A 17,776-nucleotide genomic window follows, 5' to 3' on the forward strand; every position below is an offset into this window, starting at 1 on the left:
TGAAGATGCCAGAGTTATATATTATGTTGCTGGCAACTTTTGTAAGAATATTTCTTTCACTGAAATTAAGTGTATGGTATAAAGCCAGTGATGTGTATGATGATCAGCTGCTTATTAATTATGCTGATTTAACAGCGCATTTCTTGTTCCCTGATATCTGGTCGCTGGTGAAAACCATGAGCTATCCGCTTTTTTTGAATTTTGTTCACTTAACAGGCTTGAGTTATTCAATGGTTATGGCACTTATCTGGGTTGTTGCGGCCTTATTACTGGTTAGGGTATTTAAAGTTGTTTCAGACAATCGCGTCTTTTTAACTTTTGTCTATCTTTTTACGCTATTTACCCCATCTGCCTTTGATAACTGGTTAGGGACTCGATTATATCGCAATGCTCTCATTGCACCATTCGTAGTAATCACCTTTTCATTGATGATCTTAATTGTTTTCAAACTGTTAAAGTATAAAAAGATATCAGCATGGAATATTTTTGTGTCCAGTCTTCTATTAGGTTTTATTTTTACTTTTACATTTTACTTGAAAGAAGATGGGGTGTGGCTGTTACCTTGTTTATGCTTAGCAATTTTTGTTTCGGCGGCAATTGCAATATATCGATATTTTCGATATAAAAAAACGGAGCTGGCACCCAAAAGAGTCGTCCTTGTTATAATAACATTGCTTTTACCTGTTATGATTTTTGTTGCTGGTACGAATGCTTATAAGATGCTTAACGAGCATTATTTTGGAGTCGCTGAAATTAATACCAGGACAGAAGGAGCGCTGGGAGAATTTGTAAGTAATATCTATAAAATAAAGTCTGATATTCGTGATCCGATTCATTGGGCGCCAAAGGACAGTATTGATAAGGCATTTAAAGTATCAAAAACATTGAAACAGTATCCGGAATTAAAAGACGCAATTTTCAATTCGCCCTGGCTGGTGGGTGGGATTGATGAAAGTCCCATCGAAGGCGATTTTTTAACATGGGTATTAAGGACCGCGCTTTTAAATACTGGTATATGGGAAAACGAAGTTCAAATTGAAGAATTGTTTGAACAAGTAAATAATGAACTCGAAGAAGCGTTTCAAAGCAATCTGCTGGAAGAAGATCCTAAAATACAGATTTCTTCCTCTGGCGGGGGCAGAACGATTGAGGAAATTCTGCAATTGACTGGTATTGTTAAACAAGAATATTTTGCGACTGTATTTTTAAGGGGATACCAACCTGGTGGTCAATTATGGGAATACGAGGATCCGGAGTCGATTGATTCTGTTGAAGAACTTATCAATGAGAAAATAATGACGTCTGAATCTGAAACTGATTATTACATGGCTAATCAGTTGGTTAAAATTATTTTCAAAATATATGCCTTGCTCAATCCAGTCTTGTTAATACTTTGCATTTTTAGTATGATTTTTATAGTCATTCAAATAATCAGAAAAAAAACAAATCAGGAAAAGGAGGCAGTATATATTTTTACTTGCCTGATGATTTGTGCCCTGGTTGGTATCTCTGTAATCTATGCCTATGCAATTGCATGGTTTGCAGAATTTCTTTTGGATGGGGTGGAGTATGATTGGACCATATTAAAGTTTTATAGTGTTGGATTGGTGCCGCTGTTGATGCTAGTTGAGTTATTGGGAGCATATCTATTTTCAGAAATTATAAATGAGAGCAGTTTTTTACCCCTAAAAAAATACAATTAAAATAGGAGAAGCAAAGGAAAGAATAAGAGATGAATTAGCTTTTGCTAAAATTGTATAGAGATACATTAATTGATTATAAAATGAGAGGTGATAAAATGGATAAAAGAAAAAAAACGGCGATACTTATACCCTGTTATAATGAATCGAAAACGATAGAAAAAGTGATCAAAGACTATCAGGTAACGATGCCGCACGCAGAAATTTACGTTTATGATAACAATTCCTCAGACGGTACCGATGAAATTGCTCGAGCCGCGGGTGCGATCGTTCGCTATGAGTACAGGCAAGGTAAGGGCAATGTGGTACGATCCATGTTTCGGGAAATTGATGCCGATTGTTATATTATGACAGATGGGGATGATACCTATCCGGCAGAGTTTGCGCTGGAGCTGGAAAAGCGGATTTATGATAAAAAAGCAGATATGGCAATCGGAGATCGTTTGTCCTCCACCTACTTTACGGAGAATAAGAGACCTTTTCACAATATTGGCAATGTTCTGGTTAGAAAACTGATTAACACGCTATTTAAAGCAGATGTGAAAGATATTATGACAGGTTCCCGTGGTTTCACAAAAGAATTTGTCAAGGCTTTTCCGGTAACCTCTAAGGGTTTTGAAGTTGAAACGGAAATGACAATTTTTGCACTGGATAATAATATGAAGATTGTTGAAGTTCCGATTGATTACCGTGATCGGCCAGAAGGCAGTGAATCTAAGCTAAATACCTATTCTGATGGTTATAAAGTATTAAAGACTATTGGAGCACTCTTTCGAGATACCAAGCCCTATCTGTTTTTTTCAATGATTTCTTTGGTGCTAATCGCTTTAGGCGCTCTATTCTTTGTACCGATTGTTAAGACCTATTTTGAAACCGGCCTTGTTGACCGATATCCAACCTTAATCGTTGTGACGAGTATGTGGGTGATTGCAATTATTTCTTATTTCAGCGGAGTTATTTTAGAGGTGCTTAAAAAGCAGCATCGACATAATTTTGAGCGTTACCTGAATATGATGAAAGAAATAAACAAATCTGAATAGGTGCTCTGAATCTTTAAGGAGTGTCTTTGAAGGTAAAAATCCATAGTTTTAGTTTATTTTTATCGAGAGAAGTGGAAAATAATTAAGGAGCATTATAGTTTGACAAATGAAAAAATGACAAAGTTTCGAAATTATCTTTTCCTGCATGGGAGCCTGCTATTTTACTCAATTGGAGGGATATTTTCAAAGAAGGCAAGTGGATATGATTTTCTATCCATGGAATTTATTTTCTTTTATGGCCTGTTTTTAATGGTGCTGTTTGTATATGCAATTCTCTGGCAGCAGATCCTAAAAGTGTTTCCGCTAACTGTAGCCTTTGCCAACAAAGCGATTGTTATTTTATGGGGGATCATTTGGGGGTGCTTTATTTTTGGCGAAACCTTGCGATGGGGAATGATTTTGGGGGCAGCGGTAATTGTTGCCGGTATTTATCTGGTGGTCAGTGATGAGTAATTGGATGTATTTTTTATTATATTTAGTTTCAGTCCTGATTGCGTCACTTTCCCAGGTTATCCTTAAAAAAAGTGCTTTAATCCATTATGAATCACGCTTGAAAGAATATTTAAATCCATACGTTATTGGTGCCTACGGATTTTTCTTTATTTCAGCTTTTATGACGACTATGGCATACAGAGTTGTCCCGTTAACGATTGGGCCAGTTCTTGAATCCACCGGCTATATTTATATCGGAGTATTAAGCCTTTTAATTCTTAAGGAGAAGCTAAGTCGGAGAAAGATTCTGGGAAATATTCTGATTATCTTGGGTATATTTTTATATGGATTTCTGTAAAAGAAAAAATCTGAAGCCGTTAGGTCTCAGATTTTTTTATGGAAAGATTTATAGAAAAATTTGAATAATAGTTAATTAACCGTGTTATTGAAATTCTCACCAAAAAGAATATCATATTCTACCAGCCATTGTTGGCGATTGAAGTCTTCAGTTTCAGCACTGATCCCTTCAACAACAGTTCCGTCACTGTTAATGGTGATAAAATTATTCTGGTTAAAATCCTGCTGCTGATCTATCAGAAAAGACCAGTAGGAGGGTAAGGTGAATCCGCAGCGATCAAGAATTTCAATACCAAGCAGGTTGGCATCAACCAGACCCAAATCTTTAAGATCAATCAGCTCAGTATTTGAATAGACTGAAATAGGGGTGGAATAAAGGTTAAGATAATCTTCGCCGGCAAGCTCATCATTATTGATGAAACCCAAATCCTGGTATAGATCATATCCATCACCAAGACCAGGAAGGTGGTCTCCGAACATCACAATGACAGTCGGCTCATCGATAGTTTTAAAATAATCGGTAATCGCGCCATAAGCAGCGTCAGCATCATATACGCCCTGCACATAGTTGTTAAGAATATTAAGAGAATCCTTATCTAAAGAATCGGAACTGACTGATACATCGTAATTAGCATAGTTCTTATCCTCATAACCGCAATGATTTTGCATCGTGACCAGGAAGCAGAAGAAAGGATTATTGGTATTCTGGTTATCTTCAAATTCTTCAATAACACGATTGACAGCAGATTGGTCAGAAATAAGATTGCCGGCAATTTCCGGGTTTTCAAATTCATCCATACCGATAAAAGAATCAAAGCCCAAATTGGGATAGACGGTATCTCGATTCCAGAACCAACTGTTGTATGGGTGGACGGCTACAGTTGTATAGCCGTATTCTTTTAAAAAGGAGGGAAGTGCTGGAATTTCATCTTTTATATATTGCTGGTAAGCGACAGATCCGGCCGGCAGATAAAGGGTTTTATTGCCGGTCAGGACCTCAAACTCGGTGTTGGCAGTTCCCCCACCATATTGGGAGACGAAGAGGTTTCCCTCATGCATAGCGCTGATATGACTAACCGGGCTTGTTGAAAAGCTGACATTTTGTAGTTGTGTGGGGTCAAACAGCGATTCATTCATGATAAGTATGATATTAGGCTCGGTATCAGCTGAGTTTTTGGATGATATGCTGGCCATAATTTTTTCGCCCGGATAATTCTCCAAAACTGTTTCAACAGAGGCGTAGGAATAATTGTCAGGTTTTTCAATGATGATGTTTTTTGAATTAATCATAAAACCTGTTAAGAAACCATTTTCTTCGTAGTTGAGTGTTTGATTCCATGATTTATCATAGATATTTAAAGTGTTCAGATTACCAGTGTTTAGAAAGATAAAATGAAACAACGAGAAAATGAGTGCTAGCGAAAAACCTGTGATCAAGAGCTTTCTATTTCGACTGACTAGAAGATCACTTTTTCTAAGGTAAAATGGAATGATTAAGATACCAAAAAAGATAATAAAAATCAGGAAATGGCGAGGTTCAAGTTTAAGCTCCAGATTGGAGTGGATACTGAAGGCTTCTTTCGACAGGAAAATATCCCAAGGCAATAAAGGTTCATCACGAAAGTTGAGTTTGAAACTGTTGATCATTGCAAAACAAAGTGGTATGAGTCCAGAAAAAAGCGAAGCAATCCAGATCTTCGAGAATAGACCAACAAAAAGCAAAAGCAGAGCAAGGACTAAGAGATAGTTCAGATAAAAATTGACAGAACGCTCCTGAATCCATAGAGTTAGCGAATAAATACTATCTCGTTGTATCCACTCGGTGAGAAAACAGATAAGCAGAGGGTAAATAAGTATCCAGATCAAACGGAGTTTGCTTTTATCTGCGTCAGGGAGTTCTATTGGTTTAAGAAAAGGATCCATATTATTTCCTCGATCTTTCATACTATTGGTAATCTATGCTCAGATATTTAAAAATAGAGACGTGACCCTGCATCTGCAGTAAAGAAAACTTACGATTGCAGGTGCAGGGTCCATGTGTTTAACAGGTTATAAATTGGCGATATAAAAGTATAAAAGTTTAATACTCCGGATCGAAATTGTCCGGAGGACCACTTGATTCGGAATAGTAATCATCCGTAGTGTCGTAAGAGTCATCATTTGAAGAGTAGTCTTCACTGTAGTCGTAGTAATCATCATAGCTGTCACCATAGATGTTTTCTTTAATTTGCTCGCTGATTGCAGCTGCCTGCTCGGAGGGCTCATATGTTTCATCATTATAGATAAAAGCATAAAGCTCTTTAATGTTGTCGGCTAGAGTGTCGGGGATGACAAATGAGGAATCCCCAACATAATCAAGAAGCATCGCATCATCGGCAGGGAAACGGGCCTGTTCAATTTCGCGTGTATGCATTAACAAGGTGTTTAGACCATATTTAAGGAATTCAGAGGTGCTAAGCGAAGTCTCGATGTAGGGCATTAACTCTGTCAGCAGAGTGTATTGCTGCTGTGGACTTAAATCAAGGGCTTTTGAAACAGCCTGTTCAAAGACAACCCTTTGTCTTAGTGTCCGATCAAAATCTCCATCACCGACATATCGAACCCGACAATAAGCCAGAGCCTGAGAACCATCGACAACTTGACTACCAGTATCCTCAAGATAAGGAGAGCTGGTTGCGACTTTTGCATTAACATCATCGAGATAAGCATTAACCCAGTAGAGCTCGTCTTCTGTTTCGATATCAATGGTTACTCCGCCGACAGCATTGACAATGGTAACCATGGAGGTAAAATCAACTGTGATATAGTCAGTAATGGCCGTATCGAAATTTTGGTTAATGGTTTGAATCGCCAGATCTGCGCCGCCATAAGCATAGGCGGCATTCAGTTTATCGAAATCATAGTCTTCATCAATATAAGCATAGGTGTCCCGCATAAGAGAGGTCACTTTAAGTGCGTCATTTTCAAAATCAGCGGTGGCAATCATGATGGTATCGGTTCGGTCACCTTCTACATCCTCGCGGCCGTCGATTCCAAAAACGGCAATATTAACAATTTTATGGTCTTTAGCATAAGCTGCTGCTGTACTGCTGATTCCATATTTGCGTAAATTTCCAGAAAGTCCGGAGTTGACATTATTCAAGTAGAAAGCATTAACTAAAACCCCTGATCCGATTAAACAGATTAACACGAGGATTGCGGTTCTTAAAAACTTTTTAAATAAGTTACTGCTACTTTTTCTTTTTCTAACTGATTTGCTGCTGGTATTTTTTTTTGATGAAGTGACGCGGGTGGGTCTGGTAGATGTCGTTCGGTCATTTGACATGGACCGCTTTGCATTACCGGATTGCCTGGCTGAAGTCTGTGAAGACTGATTTCGCCGATTGCCAATCACTCCTTTATTCTGTTTGCTCAATGGGCACCTCTTATGATATTTATGAAACATGAAAATGCTCATATAATTTAATGGTTGTGTTCGACCATAAGTGAAAATCATTATATCATACTTGTATCCTGTTGTAAAAAAAATATATAGGATTAAGCGTTATAAGTTTGAATATTTTACTAAAAATATAAATTTAAGGAATTGAATACGGTTTTTTCTTTATGATTAGTTAAAAATCTGATATAATGCTATCTATCAGTCTGCGAAATTGTTACATATTTTTAATGTCCGCTTGATTCATTTTTTAAGCTTTCTGTCAATCAGCGGGTTAATCATTGGGAGTGGGAGGTCTTATGAGGTTAGGATACACATGTTTGCCGATCGGTACATTAAATACAGAATTAAGAACCTGTCGCATAAAAAATGCCCGAGAAAAACGTTTGAAGGAATTAATTGAGCATAATCTGCAGGTCCTTGAAAATATGATTGATTATAATATTGCCAATCAGATTAAGGTTTTCAGAGTTTGTTCAGATGTGATACCTTACGCCTCAAACCCGATTAACAGTCTGGAATGGTGGAAGCTTTATGGTGATTCATTAAATAAACTTGGTCAAAAAGTTAAGAGTGCTGATCTTCGTCTGACCATGCATACCGGGCCACAGGCGATATTAAACGCAAAAGATAAAAAGATAAGGGAACAAACAATAGAAGAACTGCTTAGTCAGGCCCGTTTATTCGATGCGATGGGATTGGATGACAGCCATAAACTGGTTATGCCTGTGGGCGGAATATTTAGAAACAGAAAAAAGGCGATTACTCGTTTTAGACAGACCTATCAGGATTTGGAGGAAACACTTAAAAAACGTCTGGTAATTGAAAACGATTTGAAATGTTATAATATTGAAGAAGTGTTGGAAATCGGCAGAGAATTGAAGATACCAGTGGTATTTGAACGGCTTGCGCACGAGCTTAATCCGGCTGGGAAAATAAAGACGGATCTGGAGTGGATCATGGCTGCAAAGCCCGGCTGGGAGTTAAAGGATGGCAATCAGCTGATAACATATAGTGTGCAGGATGAAGGAAAGAAGCCAGGATTTTATTCCGGAACGGTTGGTCTTGAGGATTTTCTTAAATTTGTCGAGCCGCTTAAAGAGGAAAACTGTGATATTTTACTGGAAAGCCAGGATAAAAACTTATCCGTTCTTAAATGTATGAATGGGCTGGATATAAACTTAAAATCAGTCATTCTAACAGAAGAATGGCGGAAGTACGAATATGCAGTTCTTGAAGGGTCGCCGGTTAACTATTTGGAAATAAGAAAACTTCTGAGAAATCAGGATGAAAATAGTGTGATCAAGTTTTATACACTGATCGAAGAAGCACTTCTGGATGTGCCGACCTTAGGTAATGCGATTAACGTGGCCCAGCATATTTGGGGGGATTTTAGAAATCTGGCAAATGCCCAGGAAAAGAAATATTTTTTAAAATTGATTCAGCGGTATGAACAAGGTGAAATTCCGCTGAAAACAGTTAAGAATGACTTGTGGAAGCTGGTCATTAAGTATGAACAGGATTATCTTAAAGATATCTATTATTTCGTCATATAGACAATCAACAGTTGAGGTGAAAAGGTGGACAAGCAGGGGTTAAAAATTCTGATTATTGATGACAGTGAATTAAACCAGAAGGTTTTTATCCGGTCGATAAGAGATTTTTTTAATGACGTCGTTATCTTGACGGCTAGCAGTGGGGCGGAAGGGATTTTATGTGCTGAAAATGAAAATCCCGATATGATTTTCCTGGATATCATTATGCCGGAAATGGATGGCTTTGAGGTTTGTGAAAAGATAAAAGTAGATGACCAGATGAAAGATATTCCGGTTGTCTTTATGACAGCCGGTCCCAGTAATCATGAATATCGATTAATGGCACTGGAACATGGTGCAGAAGGTTTTATGGCACGTCCTTATGACGAAGTGGAGCTGGTTACGCAGGTAAAAGCCATGGCGAAAATTAGAAAGGCAAATCTTCTCAAAAAAGATGAAGAAATAAGGCTTCGTGAAATGGTAGAACTGCAGACTGCGGCCTTAAAAAGGGCTCATCAGAAAAGCGTTGAACTTCTAAAAAGTCTTAAAAAAGAGAATAAAGCCAGAAAAAAAAGTGAGTCGGCTTTAAAACAGGCTCAACGAATTGCCCAACTCGGTAGTTTTGAGCATGATGTTTATACCGACAAAATTCTTTATTCAGAGGAAGCTTTAAATGTTCTGGCGGTTAAAGAAGATACAGTTAACACGCTTGGAAAATTGGCAGATTATTTAGGGAAAAGTTGCAACGATGTTGAATTTCGGGATTTAATGAGCGATAAGGGGATTCAATTTTCGAGTTCGGTTAAAGATTTAAACGAAAAATATGTGAAAGTTCAGATGTTACCCTTGTTTGCTGATGATGGTCAACATATTGGAAACATCGGAACGATTCAGGATATTAGTGAAATAAAAATAAAAGAAAATAGAATTTTATATTTAAGTTATCACGACTATCTTACTGGTCTACACAATCGGCGCTATTTTGATCAGCGGTTGTCGGAAATGGATAGCATGGAGAATTATCCGATCAGCCTGGTGATAGCTGATGTTAACGGATTGAAAATGGTAAATGATTCCTTTGGCCATGGTGTTGGTGATGAACTGTTAATCAGAGCAGCTGAGCTAATGAAGAAGGAGTTAAGACCAGTTGATGTTATTGCCCGACTGGGTGGAGATGAATTTATGATGATTCTTCCCGGTGTCACAAAAGAAGAAGCCACTGAATTGACAAATCGAATTGAGAAAGAAGCGGCAAAAGAATTAATAAAGGGAATTGAGCTGTCGATTTCCTTCGGAATTGATACAAAATCGAGCCAACGAGACGATATTACTGTTGTTCAGAAAAATGCCGAAGATGAAATGTATCATCACAAGCTTTACACCAGCACCAGTATGCGAAGCAAAACCATTGATTTGATCATTAACAGTTTATATGAAAAAAGTAATCGCGAAATGTTTCATTCCAAGCGAGTCGGAGATCTCTGCAATGCCATTGCTCAGGCAATGGCAGTAGATTCTAATATGATTAAGCAGATTGCCCTGGCTGGACTGCTTCATGATATTGGGAAAATGGGGGTTGAGGAAAATATTTTAAATAAACCTGCCAGTCTTGATTTGAGTGAGTGGGAGCAAATGAAAAGACATCCAGAAATGGGTTACCGAATTTTGTGTTCTTCTGAAGAATTTACGGAAGTAGCCAGATACGTCTTTGAACATCATGAAAAGTGGGATGGAAGCGGTTATCCGAAAGGTTTAAAAGGAGTAGAGATATCTCTGCAGGCAAGAATTATCGGAGTCGCTGATTCATATGATGCGATGACTTCAGACAGATCTTACAGAAAAGGTCTTAGTGAAGAGGACGCAATTAGTGAGTTGCGACGAAATGCCGGAACACAGTTTGATCCTGCAGTAGCTAAAGTTTTTGTGGAACAGGTGCTGGGAAAATCTTGGGTTGCGCAAAGAGTAACGGATGTTCTTTGAGCAAATAATTAAGGGTGTGAGTTAACGAATCTAAGAAGGAGATGGTATGAAAATCGATTCATTAAACAGTATTCTTTTACGTCTGAAGCGAGGAAATGAAGCTTTTTTAAAGGGGCAGTCGGTTGACTTTGAAAAACTTCACAAACAGCGCAGACAAACCGCAAGAGAAGGACAAATGCCTGATGTAGTTGTGATCGGCTGTGCAGACTCGCGGGTCTCACCAGAACTTATTTTTAATGCTGGGATTGGTGAGATGTTTGTCATTCGGACAGCCGGTAATCTGGCTGGAGAACTGCAGATGGAGAGTGTGGCTTATGCGGTCAATGCGTTAGGCACTAAGCTTATCGTGATTTTGGGCCATAGTTCGTGCGGTGCTGTACAAGCTGCAAAAGTTGGGAATCCGCCTGACTATCTTAAAGGAACAGCTGAGCGAATCCAATCAGCTATCGGCGGTGAGACGGATGATAAAAGCTGTGAACTTAAAAATATCGAGTACGGGGTAAAAAAGGTCCTTGAAAGCGAGCTGATAAAAGAAAAGGTCGATAAATCTGAGGTTGCTGTAATAGGCGCCTACTATTGTCTGGAAACCGGAGCGGTAGAATTTTTATAAAAAGGGAGGCGTGGCCTCTTTTTTATTTAAGAAATAATAAAATAAGTTGATATTTTTTGAATTAAAAAGTAAGATTAAAACGAAAAAAACAAGTAAAGAGAAAAGAGGATAACAGGTTTGATTATTCTGGAATTATTAAAAGCAGTATTTTTAGGAATTGTTGAAGGGATAACTGAATGGTTGCCTATTAGTAGCACTGGTCATATGATTATCGTGGACCAGTTTATCCAGCTTAATATGGCGGATAGTTTTAAAGAAATGTTTTTTGTAGTGGTCCAGCTTGGTGCAATTCTGGCTGTTGTCTACCTGTATTGGCAGCGGCTTGTGCCGATAACCCGTAAAAAGGGCAAGCTGGTTTTAAAAAGAAATACAACAATACTCTGGTCAAAAATTATTGTGGCCTGTCTGCCAGCGGCGGTGATTGGCCTTTTGTTTGACGATTTTATCAACGAGACCTTTTATAATTATGTAGTTGTTGCGATTATGCTGATTATTTATGGGGTTTTATTTATTGTCATCGAAGATCGTAATAAGGGAAAAGTTCCAGTGATTAACAAACTTAGTGAACTGGATTATAAAACAGCTTTGTATATCGGTTTCTTCCAGGTCCTGGCCTTGATTCCCGGAACCTCCCGATCAGGTGCCACGATTATTGGCGCGATGATTATGGGGACTTCCCGGACGGTTGCGGCTGAATTTACATTTTTTCTGGCAATTCCGATTATGTTTGGGGCCAGTTTATTAAAACTGATTAAGTTTGGCTTCAGTTTTACTGGACTGGAATTATTTGTGCTGATTTTTGGAATGCTTTCGGCTTTTGTTACGTCGATTCTGGCTATTAAATTCCTGATGGGATATATCAAAAAGAACGACTTCAAAGTCTTTGGCTGGTATCGGATTATCTTGGGTATTATTGTTATATTATTTTTTCTGGTATTTGGTTAATTAGAATGGAGTAAGTTTTGAGTGTCATAGAATACCGAAATATTAATCTGAAATTTAAAGAGCAAGTCTTATTTAAGGATTTTAATTTAGTAATTGAAAAAGGTGAAAAAGTTCTGTTGTCGGCTCAGTCCGGCAGTGGAAAAACAACGCTGATAAAAATGCTGATGGGCTTTATTCAGCCGGATTCTGGTGAAATCAGTGTGGATGGTGTCCTTCTCTCGGAAAAAAATGTCAGTACAGTTCGAAAAAAAATCACCTATATCAGTCAGGATGCAGATATTCCCAAAGGGGTAGTAGGGGAGGTTTTTAAAGAGGTGTTTTCATTTCATGCCAATAGGCATATTGACTATAATCAGACCATGCTGATTAACCACCTTTCTGAATTTTCACTACCGGCTGAAACGGTTGAAAAACAGGTGGATGATTTGTCGGGCGGAGAAAGACAACGGCTGGCAATGATCATGGGAATACTTCTGGATCGAGAAATTTGTGTGCTGGATGAAATTACCACAGGCTTGGATCTGGCGCTTAAGGAAAAGGCCGTCAGTCGACTGATGTCATTGCAGAAAACCATGCTGATTATTTCGCATGACGAAGTTTTTAAAGATGCTTCAGTTCGGGAGGTGAGATGGCCATGAGTGTGCAAAATATTGTTTTTTATGCGCCTTTTTATTTGCTGATTTTTATAGTTCCGATTCTATATATCAATTATCGGATGGGTATACAGATAAACAAACGGATCATTTATGCCCTATTTAGGATGTCCATTCAGCTGGTAATGGTCGGATTTTTTCTGCAATACATTTTTCTTTTCGATAATCTATGGGTTAATACTGCATATGTGCTTTTTATGATTGGCGTGGCCGCCATGACCACTATCAAAAGCTGCAAGCTTAATTTCAAAAGGCAGTTTTTTCCGATCCTTATTGGTTTTGGAGTCCCGAATTTTATAATGATTTTGTTCATTAATCAGTTTGTGATTGGCCTTTCAAATATTTTCGAGGCGCAATATTATATTCCTTTAATTGGAATGCTTTTGGGTAACAGTTTGAGTGGTAATATTATTGGCCTCAATACCTTTTATCAGGGAATTGCCAATAATGAAAGAAAATATCAATATCGGCTGGCCTTATCGGCCAATCAGTGGGAAGCAACACTGCCATGGTATAAAGATGCAGTTGTTGGTTCTCTAAATCCGATTATTGCCTCCACCGAAACAGTCGGTCTGGTATCTCTGCCGGGAATGATGACCGGGCAGATTTTAGGTGGATCGATGCCGATGACAGCCATTGTCTACCAGATTGTTATTATGGCGGCGATTCTGATTGTCCGTTATTTTAGCATTCATTTTTCCATTCTCTTAAGCCGTAAAGGATGTTTTGATGGCTATGATCAGCTGAATATTTAGAGTAGGTACAAAATATTATTGCTGATGCGACAATATCTGCCTTTTATCCGTGAATAAGGGGTGTTAGAATAATAATGATATCTTTTACAATAACGGAGAAATTATGGCTTATAAAAATTTAACCCCCGAATCAGTAATTGAATATATAAAAAAATTTACCAGTATTTTTGCATCTGATGCAAAACTTACAGTATATGAAATAGGTGAAGGTGAAGATGATGGAGATGGTTTTGTCAACCATGTTTACCGTGTCTGGGATGAAACCGGTCATTCGGTTATCGTAAAACAGGCTAAGCCTTACTTAAAAGTTTTTGGTGAGGCTGCAAAACTGACCACCAGCCGTAATCAGCTGGAAGCAGAAGTGATCAAATTAAGAACAGCAATTACTCCGGAAAATTTGCCGCAGATGTATCATACCGACCCTGACAATAATTTATTTATCTATGAAGATTGCGGTCGCCTAAAAATTATGCGCTTTGAATTGACGAAAGGCAAATCGTTTCCAGAATTTCCCAAACAGATGGGAACATTTCTGGCAAAATCGAATTTCTATACCTCGGAAATTTATCTTGACCAGGTTGCACACAAGGCCTTGGAAGTCAAGTTTATGAATCCTGAGATGCGCGTGATTATGGAGTCGATTCTTTTTCTGCGGGATGTTTTTCTGGAAGATGCTGAACTGCCGCCAATGCCGGAGCCTGATCCCCGTCATGTAGCGATGAGCGATCTGTTCTGGGAAAAAAGAGAAATTCGAGTTGAACTTCTAAAGCTTCGGGGCATTTTTATGAGAAAAAGTGAATGTCTGGTCCATGGTGATTTGCATACCTCTAACATCATGATTGATGAAGATGAAATGAAGATTATCGATATGGAGTATCCTTTTATGGGCGCATCTTCGTCTGATACCGGCTATTTGGCGGGAAATTTAATCTATGAATATATCGCCTGGCATTACCATGAGGAAGGCACAAAAGAAACACGAAAAGCCTATCGTAAAGAAATGCTTTCTTATCTACGCGGAATGATTGAAGAATACATCAGCGTTTATTCCGAATGCTGGGACAAAGACGCTAAGCCTATTTATAAAGAATATACCGAGTACCGTGATTATCTCTTAAGCAATTATTTGAAAGAAAGCTGTGGTTTTGCCGGTTGTCAGATTGCCAGTCGGGTGGGAGCCTATGTGGCATTACCGGATTTTGATGTACTGGACGATTCCGGACGTAATTGTGCTAGACGATTATCGCTTCTGATTGCCGATGCCCTGATCATGAAACGTGAGAGCATCGAAACGGTAGATGACCTGATTGCTTTAATCGAAACGATTACCAGGCGTTATTTTAAAGTGATGAAATTGTTACAGGATAAAATAGTATAAAAAATGAAATTGTTTGAAAGATGGCTGTCATTAATATAAATTAATGGCAGCTTTTTTTATTGTTTAGAGCCACTTGTGTATTTTTGAGGGACATTAGATATGATTTGACAATCTTGATTATTCTTAAGAAAAATGGGTAAAAATCTAGCATCAGACATAGCCGAATTTTATCTTTGCCAGTAAATTAATCCGGCTGTTTGAATGCCCTTTATACAGTTTTTAGAGTTCAAATATTTGAAAGTTGAAGAAGAAGAAGGAGGTATTAAAAATGAAAAAAATGTCTGTTTATCTTGTTTTGGTGATGATTGGAGCGGTACTTTTTATGGGGGCCAGCTGTTCTGCATCCACTGCTAACGTGAGTAATGCGGTAATGACCACTGGGGTTGATGAATATTCGGAAGCAATTGATGAAGTTACTGAATTTCCAGTCAATACCGATGTTTATGTTGCTGCTGAACTTCACAATGCACCAGATGATACAACAATTACGTTTGTCTGGTATCAGGAAGGTGTTGTGTTTGATGGGGTCAGTATTGGGAATGAAGGATACTCTGATGCACCGCTGGTCGGCTATCTGCCAGCAGAAATTATGACTGAACCTGGAAACTATTCGGTTGAGATTTATATCGATGACAGGGAAGAACCAGATACAGTCAATACCTTTACAGTTGTTCAATAAGAGAAAAGAAGCCGCCTGGTCAAAACAGGCGGCTTTTTTAATCAGTGTAGGAGAAAGGCGTTTCCTGATATACGTAATAATTGAGCCAGTTGGAAAAGAGCAAATTGGCATGACTTCGCCATCTGACCACTGGTGGCAGGCTCGGATCGTCATTCTCAAAATAATTTTTAGGAACCTCGATTTCCTTTCCCTGGGCAATATCCCGGTCGTATTCAAGTTTTAATGTCTCGGCATCGTACTCGCTGTGACCTGTAACAAAAATTTGTCGGCCCTTCTGGGCTGTAACGACATAGACACCTGAGTCATCAGAATCAGCCATGATTGAAAGTTCCGGATGGGCTTCTAAATCACTGCGTTTAATACTAGTGTGTCGGGAATGGGGAACATAAAAAACGTCATCAAACCCACGGAATAATTTCACAAAGGAATGATTAAGGGTATGTTTAAAAACACCGAACATCTTTTTTTCGAGCAGATGTTTTTCGATCCCATAATGATGGTAAAGCCCGGCTTGAGCGCCCCAGCAGATATGCAGGGTGGAGAAGACATTGCTTTTACTCCACTCCATAATCTCTGTCAGCTCCTCCCAGTAATCCACTTCCTCAAAAGGCAGGGTTTCTATAGGTGCACCGGTGATGATGAGTCCATCAAAGTGTTGTTGATGGATATCTTCAAAACAGGAATAGAAACTCTCCAAATGTTGGGTAGAGGTGTTTTTGCTTTCATGGGATTTAGTATGCAAAAGTGTTACCTCGATCTGAAGTGGTGTGTTACCCAGAAGCCTTAAAAGCTGGGTTTCGGTGGCTATTTTTGTGGGCATCAGGTTGAGAATGGCAATTTTCAGTGGTCGGATATCCTGGTGAATAGCCCGCTCCAAATCCATCACAAAGATGTTTTCGTTGGTTAATATTTTAGAAGCAGGAAGATCATTAGGGATTTTAATAGGCATTTTAAGACTCCTTCGCGGTGCTAAAAGCCTGTTTAAGATCGGCGATCAGATCATCTATATGCTCAAGGCCGATAGACAAGCGGATCATATCTTCGGTAATACCTGCTTTTAAAAGGTCTTCCCCTGATAATTGCTGATGGGTGGTGGTTGCGGGATGGATAACCAGTGACTTGGCATCAGCTACATTGGCAAGGTGAGTAAAGAGTTTTAAGCTGTCAATGAATTTTTTTGCGGATTCTATTCCTCCTTTTATCCCGAAGGTGAAAATTGAACCAGGCCCTTTCTTAAAGTATTTCTGCGATAAGGGATAATAGGAATTATTGGCAAGGGCAGGATAGTTAACCCAACTAACCTGAGGATGATCTGAGAGAAAATTGACAATTTTTTTGGTATTATCTAGGTGACGATCCAATCTTAAAGAAAGGGTTTCCATTCCCTGCAGCAGTAAAAATGAATTAAAAGGACTGATGCAGGCACCGGTATCCCGAAGCAGCTGCACGCGAGCCTTAACAATATAAGCTGCAGCACCGATATCTTTAGAGTAGGTGATTCCGTGATAGCTTTCATCTGGTGTAGTCAGCTCTGGAAAACGTCCGCTTTCTTCCCAGTTAAAACGTCCGCCATCAACCAGTAGTCCACCAATAGTAGTGCCATGGCCTCCGATAAACTTAGTTGCAGAGTAGACGACGATGTCAGCACCAAAATCGAGGGGCTTAAATAGATAAGGTGTGGCAAAAGTATTGTCAACAATCAGGGGTACACCATGAGAATGGGCAATTTCTGCAACTTTTTCAATATCCACGATGTTAATGGCCGGATTTCCCAGCGATTCAATATAAACGGCCTTGGTTTTGTCAGTGATGGCGTCCTCAAAATTTTGCGGGTCATCGGGGTTTACAAAGCTTGTGTGAATACCAAGGCGAGGCAGAGTAGCATTTAAAAGATTATAGGTACCACCGTAAAGTGTGGCAGCGGCAACCAGTTCATCACCACTTCCGGCAATGTTTAAAATAGCTGCAGTGATAGCAGCTGACCCGGAAGCAAAAGCAAGGGCACCAACACCACCCTCTAAAAGGTTAATGCGTTCTTCCAAAACATTAGTTGTGGGGTTCATAATCCGGGTATAAATATTACCTGGTTCCTCCAGAGAAAAGAGTTTTCTAGCATGATCGCTATTATCAAAAGCATAGGAAGTCGTCTGATAAATAGGTACAGCGACAGAATGGGTGGTTGGGTCAGGGGTTTGTCCTCCATGTAGCTGAAGGGTTTCAAACTGAAGTGTTTTTTTCATATCGTTCTCCTTAAGATTGGTTTAACAGGTTAT

General features: G+C 38.9%; 16 protein-coding genes. 12 read left to right on the plus strand and 4 right to left on the minus strand.

Annotated features, from left to right (window positions below; translation table 11 throughout):
- Nucleotides 1-5 precede the first annotated feature (5 nt).
- From Q5O24_01165 to Q5O24_01180, 4 genes are all read left to right on the plus strand, one after another.
- Entirely contained in the window at nt 6-1,703 is a 1,698-nt protein-coding gene (locus Q5O24_01165; GenBank protein WKY47968.1) for a hypothetical protein, read from the plus strand.
- Between the two features lie 95 nt (nt 1,704-1,798).
- Nucleotides 1,799-2,740, plus strand: a complete 942-nt coding sequence (locus Q5O24_01170; protein ID WKY47969.1) for a glycosyltransferase family 2 protein — start codon at nt 1,799-1,801, stop codon at nt 2,738-2,740.
- Nucleotides 2,741-2,839: 99 nt separating this feature from the next.
- Nucleotides 2,840-3,193 carry a transporter gene (locus Q5O24_01175; protein ID WKY47970.1) on the plus strand — a complete coding sequence of 118 codons (354 nt, stop codon included), beginning with the start codon at nt 2,840-2,842 and terminating at the stop codon, nt 3,191-3,193.
- On the plus strand, nt 3,186-3,530 hold the full coding sequence (locus Q5O24_01180; GenBank protein WKY47971.1) for an EamA family transporter: 345 nt from the start codon (nt 3,186-3,188) through the stop codon (nt 3,528-3,530). The genes Q5O24_01175 and Q5O24_01180 overlap by 8 nt, the downstream gene beginning before the upstream one ends.
- A gap of 71 nt (nt 3,531-3,601) precedes the next feature.
- On the opposite strand, the gene Q5O24_01185 is transcribed toward Q5O24_01180, so the two are convergent.
- Together Q5O24_01185 and Q5O24_01190 are read right to left on the minus strand one after the other, a co-directional pair.
- Complete coding sequence (locus Q5O24_01185) at nt 3,602-5,473, minus strand: LTA synthase family protein (GenBank protein WKY47972.1); 1,872 nt, start codon at nt 5,471-5,473, stop codon at nt 3,602-3,604.
- Nucleotides 5,474-5,609: 136 nt separating this feature from the next.
- Nucleotides 5,610-6,944 carry an LCP family protein gene (locus Q5O24_01190; protein WKY47973.1) on the minus strand — a complete coding sequence of 445 codons (1,335 nt, stop codon included), beginning with the start codon at nt 6,942-6,944 and terminating at the stop codon, nt 5,610-5,612.
- A 323-nt stretch (nt 6,945-7,267) separates the two neighbouring features.
- Here Q5O24_01190 and uvsE point away from each other — a divergent pair, with 323 nt between their 5' ends.
- From uvsE to Q5O24_01230, 8 genes are all read left to right on the plus strand, one after another.
- Complete coding sequence (gene uvsE, locus Q5O24_01195) at nt 7,268-8,524, plus strand: UV DNA damage repair endonuclease UvsE (GenBank protein WKY47974.1); 1,257 nt, start codon at nt 7,268-7,270, stop codon at nt 8,522-8,524.
- A gap of 24 nt (nt 8,525-8,548) precedes the next feature.
- Nucleotides 8,549-10,483, plus strand: a complete 1,935-nt coding sequence (locus tag Q5O24_01200; GenBank protein ID WKY47975.1) for a diguanylate cyclase — start codon at nt 8,549-8,551, stop codon at nt 10,481-10,483.
- A 46-nt stretch (nt 10,484-10,529) separates the two neighbouring features.
- Nucleotides 10,530-11,093 (plus strand): carbonic anhydrase, encoded by a 564-nt coding sequence (locus Q5O24_01205; GenBank protein WKY47976.1) that lies wholly within the window; start codon nt 10,530-10,532, stop codon nt 11,091-11,093.
- Between the two features lie 117 nt (nt 11,094-11,210).
- Complete coding sequence (locus Q5O24_01210) at nt 11,211-12,038, plus strand: undecaprenyl-diphosphate phosphatase (protein ID WKY47977.1); 828 nt, start codon at nt 11,211-11,213, stop codon at nt 12,036-12,038.
- A 17-nt stretch (nt 12,039-12,055) separates the two neighbouring features.
- Nucleotides 12,056-12,676, plus strand: coding sequence for an ATP-binding cassette domain-containing protein (locus Q5O24_01215; GenBank protein ID WKY47978.1), 621 nt, complete (start codon nt 12,056-12,058; stop codon nt 12,674-12,676).
- Nucleotides 12,667-13,446 (plus strand): ABC transporter permease, encoded by a 780-nt coding sequence (locus Q5O24_01220; protein WKY47979.1) that lies wholly within the window; start codon nt 12,667-12,669, stop codon nt 13,444-13,446. The genes Q5O24_01215 and Q5O24_01220 overlap by 10 nt, the downstream gene beginning before the upstream one ends.
- Before the next feature lie 103 nt (nt 13,447-13,549).
- Entirely contained in the window at nt 13,550-14,824 is a 1,275-nt protein-coding gene (gene mtnK, locus Q5O24_01225) for an S-methyl-5-thioribose kinase (GenBank protein WKY47980.1), read from the plus strand.
- A 268-nt stretch (nt 14,825-15,092) separates the two neighbouring features.
- Nucleotides 15,093-15,503: a hypothetical protein gene (locus tag Q5O24_01230; GenBank protein WKY47981.1), complete on the plus strand. Its 411-nt coding sequence runs from the start codon at nt 15,093-15,095 to the stop codon at nt 15,501-15,503.
- Nucleotides 15,504-15,540: 37 nt separating this feature from the next.
- On the opposite strand, the gene metA is transcribed toward Q5O24_01230, so the two are convergent.
- Both metA and Q5O24_01240 read right to left on the minus strand, forming a co-directional pair.
- Nucleotides 15,541-16,452 (minus strand): homoserine O-succinyltransferase, encoded by a 912-nt coding sequence (gene metA, locus Q5O24_01235; GenBank protein ID WKY47982.1) that lies wholly within the window; start codon nt 16,450-16,452, stop codon nt 15,541-15,543.
- Nucleotide 16,453: 1 nt separating this feature from the next.
- Entirely contained in the window at nt 16,454-17,743 is a 1,290-nt protein-coding gene (locus Q5O24_01240; protein ID WKY47983.1) for an O-acetylhomoserine aminocarboxypropyltransferase/cysteine synthase, read from the minus strand.
- Nucleotides 17,744-17,776 lie beyond the last annotated feature (33 nt).

This window comes from Eubacteriaceae bacterium ES3, from assembly GCA_030586155.1.
In the GTDB taxonomy this organism is placed as follows: domain Bacteria; phylum Bacillota; class Clostridia; order Eubacteriales; family Eubacteriaceae; genus Acetobacterium.

Bases quoted from the DNA above. Each gene is read 5' to 3' on its own strand.
- mtnK (WKY47980.1), top strand. From the start codon at position 13,550: ATGGCTTATAAAAATTTAACCCCCGAATCAGTAATTGAATATATAAAA.
- Q5O24_01220 (WKY47979.1), top strand. From the start codon at position 12,667: ATGGCCATGAGTGTGCAAAATATTGTTTTTTATGCGCCTTTTTATTTG.
- Q5O24_01240 (WKY47983.1), bottom strand. From the start codon at position 17,743: ATGAAAAAAACACTTCAGTTTGAAACCCTTCAGCTACATGGAGGACAA.
- Q5O24_01230 (WKY47981.1), top strand. From the start codon at position 15,093: ATGAAAAAAATGTCTGTTTATCTTGTTTTGGTGATGATTGGAGCGGTA.
- Q5O24_01180 (WKY47971.1), top strand. From the start codon at position 3,186: ATGAGTAATTGGATGTATTTTTTATTATATTTAGTTTCAGTCCTGATT.
- Q5O24_01170 (WKY47969.1), top strand. From the start codon at position 1,799: ATGGATAAAAGAAAAAAAACGGCGATACTTATACCCTGTTATAATGAA.
- uvsE (WKY47974.1), top strand. From the start codon at position 7,268: ATGAGGTTAGGATACACATGTTTGCCGATCGGTACATTAAATACAGAA.
- Q5O24_01165 (WKY47968.1), top strand. From the start codon at position 6: ATGCCAGAGTTATATATTATGTTGCTGGCAACTTTTGTAAGAATATTT.
- metA (WKY47982.1), bottom strand. From the start codon at position 16,452: ATGCCTATTAAAATCCCTAATGATCTTCCTGCTTCTAAAATATTAACC.
- Q5O24_01205 (WKY47976.1), top strand. From the start codon at position 10,530: ATGAAAATCGATTCATTAAACAGTATTCTTTTACGTCTGAAGCGAGGA.
- Q5O24_01185 (WKY47972.1), bottom strand. From the start codon at position 5,473: ATGAAAGATCGAGGAAATAATATGGATCCTTTTCTTAAACCAATAGAA.